The sequence below is a fragment of the Halomonas sp. 707D4 genome, from assembly GCF_024158685.1.
GTDB lineage: Bacteria > Pseudomonadota > Gammaproteobacteria > Pseudomonadales > Halomonadaceae > Vreelandella.
In genome coordinates this window covers 1-3,465 of sequence record NZ_JAMZBD010000339.1, presented here as the reverse complement: position 1 = coordinate 3,465, position 3,465 = coordinate 1, and the positions used below count along the sequence as shown (strand labels likewise).

The following is a 3,465-nucleotide window of genomic DNA, read 5'->3' as shown; positions in this document are numbered from 1 at the left end:
CCCGGGCGCTGGGAGTGCTCGAGGCGTCGGGCTGGCACCGCCGCTGAAGGGTTTTCTCGGGCGACGGCGCATGCCGCCGGCGTCACGCTGCGTAATGGTGCGCCAGGGCCGACAGGACGGCCTTGGCGCTTTCACTGCTCAGCGAGTAGTAGATCGTCTGGGACTCCCGCCGGGTCTGTACCAGGCCATCGCGGCGAAGAATCGCCAAATGCTGCGAGAGCGCCGACTGGCTGAGGGCAAGCTGCTGGTTGATCTGGGTGACCGACAGCTCGCGCTCCATGAGCAGGCAGAGAATCTGCAGGCGTTTCTCGTTGGCCAGGGCCTTGAGGAGCAGGGTGCCTGCCTCCAGGGCGTGCCCATCGTGTTCGAGCAGGCGCGAGGCGGCGCTTGGGGAAGTAGCCATGAGGATCTCCTTGCCGACGCGACCAGGACGCATGGAAACGGCGTTCGCCAGTAGCGTCGATATTGCGGTTACGGCGTGATGATACGTTGAATTATTGTTGATCAATGCTCGTTAATTTAGCGATGTTTGTCCAAGTGGGCGTTTAACGCTTTATCAATGATTTTGTGATTAATGGTCTGGCGCTTCTTGCGATGGCCCTATCAGCCCGGCGCGATGAGTACGGGCGTTAGCCGATAGTATGAAGGTGGAGGTGGCGATAACTGCTTATTGTGTCAACAACACCGATCCCTCGGCCATCGATACAATAATCACAAGGTGACCATGAGCCGCTATCACGCCATCTATCGCGCCGCGCTCGACGCGCCGCAGACCTTCTGGGCCGATCAGTCCCGACGCATTCCCTGGTTTCGCGCCCCGGATACCATTCTCAGCTATGACGATCAGCAGCATGCGCGCTGGTTCGATGGGGGCACGCTCAATATCTGCCACGCTGCGCTCGACCATCATGTCGAGCAGGGGCGCGGCGAGCAAGCGGCACTCTACTGGGATTCGCCGGTCACCGGCGCCCGACAGACCCTGAGCTATCGGTTTCTTCGCGATCGCGTGGCGCGTGTCGCCGGCGGGCTCGCGCAACTCGGCGTGACGAAGGGCGACCGGGTGGTGATCTACATGCCCATGGTGCCCGAGGCAGTGATCGCCATGTACGCCTGCGCGCGGCTCGGGGCGATCCACTCGGTGGTGTTCGGCGGCTTCGCGCCTCACGAGCTCGCCCTGCGCATCGAGGATGCCGAGCCCAAGGTAGTCATCGCCGCCTCCTGCGGCGTCGAAATCGCTACCGTGCTGCCCTACAAGCCGATCGTCGATCAGGCCCTGGCTCAAAGCCGTTTCAAGCCTTCGGCCACGGTCATCTTCCAGCGCGATCTTCGCCGCGCCGAGCTTGGGGAGGGCGAGCACGACTGGCAGATGCTCGAATCCGCCGATGCCGTCGAGTGTGTGCCGGTGGAGGCCACGCACCCGCTCTACATCCTCTACACCTCCGGCACCACCGGCAAACCCAAGGGTGTGGTACGCGACACCGGCGGCTACGCCGTGGCGCTCGCCTATTCGATGGAGGCCGTCTACGACCTGGCCCCAGGAGAGGTGTGTTTCACCGCTTCGGACGTGGGCTGGGTGGTGGGCCACTCCTACATCGTCTACGGGCCGCTATTGCGCGGCTGCACGAGCGTACTCTACGAGGGCAAGCCGGTGAAGACCCCGGATGCGGGCAGCTTCTGGCGCATCATCGACGAGTACAAGGTCAAGAGCTTCTTCACCGCGCCCACCGCCTTTCGAGCGATCAAGAAGGAGGATCCGGACGCGCGACTTCTGGCGCGCCACGACCTGACGAGTCTCGAGTACGTCTTCGTCGCCGGCGAGCGCCTGGATCCGCCCACCTTCCACTGGCTCGAGGACGTGCTCGACGTGCCGGTGATCGATCATTGGTGGCAGACCGAAACCGGCTGGCCCATCGCTGCCAACCCGGCGGGTATCGAGCTCGTCCGGGCCAAGGCGGGGGCGGCGACCTTTCCGATGCCGGGGTTCGACGTGGCGATCCTCGATCGTGATGGCGCACCGGCCGCGCCGCTGCGCGAGGGCAGCGTGGTCATCCGCCAGCCGCTGCCGCCGGGCTGCCTCACCGGTATCTGGAAGGACCCCCAGCGCTTTCACAGCGCCTACATGGCGGCGTTTCCCGGCAGCTACCTGACCGGCGATGGCGGCCATTTCGACGAGCAGGGGTATCTGTTCATCATGGGGCGCACCGACGATGTGATCAACGTGGCGGGCCACCGGCTCTCCACCGGCGAGATGGAGGAGGTGCTGGGTGGGCACCCGGCAGTGGCGGAGTGTGCGGTGATCGGCATTCATGACGATCTCAAGGGGCAACTGCCCCTGGGGCTCGTCATTCCCAAGGACGGCTTCGACGGCGACGAGGCCCGACTCGAAGCGGAGCTCGTCCAGCGGGTGCGCGAAGTGATCGGCCCGGTCGCCGCGCTCAAGCAGGTGCTGGTGGTCAACCGCCTGCCCAAGACGCGTTCCGGCAAGATCCTGCGCAAGCTCATGCGCACCATGGCCGACGGCAAGACCTATACCGTGCCTTCGACCATCGACGACCCGGCAAGCCTCGAGGAGATTCACACGGCTCTGCGCGAGCGCAATATCGAAAACGACGGGTAGGCAGTGCAGCGGGGTAGTAGGTAGGAGAACAGAAACGAAAAAGGCCCCGACGATGTCGGGGCCTTTTCGATAAGGTGGCGGAGGGACAGGGATTCGAACCCTGGATAGGCTATTAACCTATGCCGGTTTTCAAGACCGGTGCATTCAACCGCTCTGCCATCCCTCCGGCTTATGGGTGCGTATAGTACCACCTTTTCCTTGGAAGTCAACGCCTTTGGATGGATCAGTAAAGACGCAGGCCGATACGCGTGATCGTGGAGCCTTCCATCTCGCTGACGACCCAATGAATGCCGTGCCAGTCGACGTCGTCGCCCACGACCGGGTGGCCGCCGACGCGCAGCGCAATGAAGTCGGCCAGGCTCATTTCCCGCTCACCGGGGCTCAAGGTGAGCCCGTAGGCCTGGGCGACATCGAGCATCTGGGCGCTGCCGTCCAGCGTGAAGGTGCCGAAGAAAGCGCGCTCCTGCTTCAGCTTGGCATCGCCGTTGAACAGCCGATTCAGAGCGGCGAGGTCCTCGCTGCGGCCGATCACGCAGATCACGTCGCCGATCTTGAGCCGGGTGTTGCCCTTGGGGTGCAGCATGACGTGATTGCGAAACAGCGCCGAGATCAGCGCCCCGGACGGAAAGCGCAGCAGCCGAATCGGCACATCGTCGAGATCCTCGTTCTCGACCACGTAGACGAACATCTCGAAATCGTTGTCGGGCAGTATGCCCAGCGGCCCGCGCCGGTCCGGGGTGATGCCCTTGGGAACCTGGACCTTGAGCCAGCGCGCGACCAGACCCAGCGAGCCGCCCTGGATCAGCAGCGACATCAGTACCACCGCGAAGGCGACGTTGAAGTAGAGC

The 3,465-nt window shown here is 63.8% G+C and carries 3 protein-coding genes and 1 tRNA gene; 1 reads left to right on the top strand and 3 read right to left on the bottom strand.

Annotation, left to right across the window (positions count from 1 at the left end; all coding sequences use genetic code 11):
- Positions 1 to 82 precede the first annotated feature (82 nt).
- Positions 83 to 403, bottom strand: a complete 321-nt coding sequence (locus tag BIS11_RS13240) for a metalloregulator ArsR/SmtB family transcription factor (protein WP_253425776.1) — start codon at positions 401 to 403, stop codon at positions 83 to 85.
- A gap of 321 nt (positions 404 to 724) precedes the next feature.
- Here BIS11_RS13240 and BIS11_RS13235 point away from each other — a divergent pair, with 321 nt between their 5' ends.
- Positions 725 to 2,617, top strand: coding sequence for an AMP-binding protein (locus tag BIS11_RS13235; protein WP_253586237.1), 1,893 nt, complete (start codon positions 725 to 727; stop codon positions 2,615 to 2,617).
- Positions 2,618 to 2,692: 75 nt separating this feature from the next.
- Here BIS11_RS13235 and BIS11_RS13230 read toward each other — a convergent pair.
- Both BIS11_RS13230 and BIS11_RS13225 read right to left on the bottom strand, forming a co-directional pair.
- Positions 2,693 to 2,783, bottom strand: a tRNA-Ser gene (locus tag BIS11_RS13230).
- Positions 2,784 to 2,840: 57 nt separating this feature from the next.
- The coding region (locus BIS11_RS13225) for a transporter associated domain-containing protein (RefSeq protein WP_301286463.1) at positions 2,841 to 3,465 on the bottom strand (625 nt) is incomplete at its 5' end.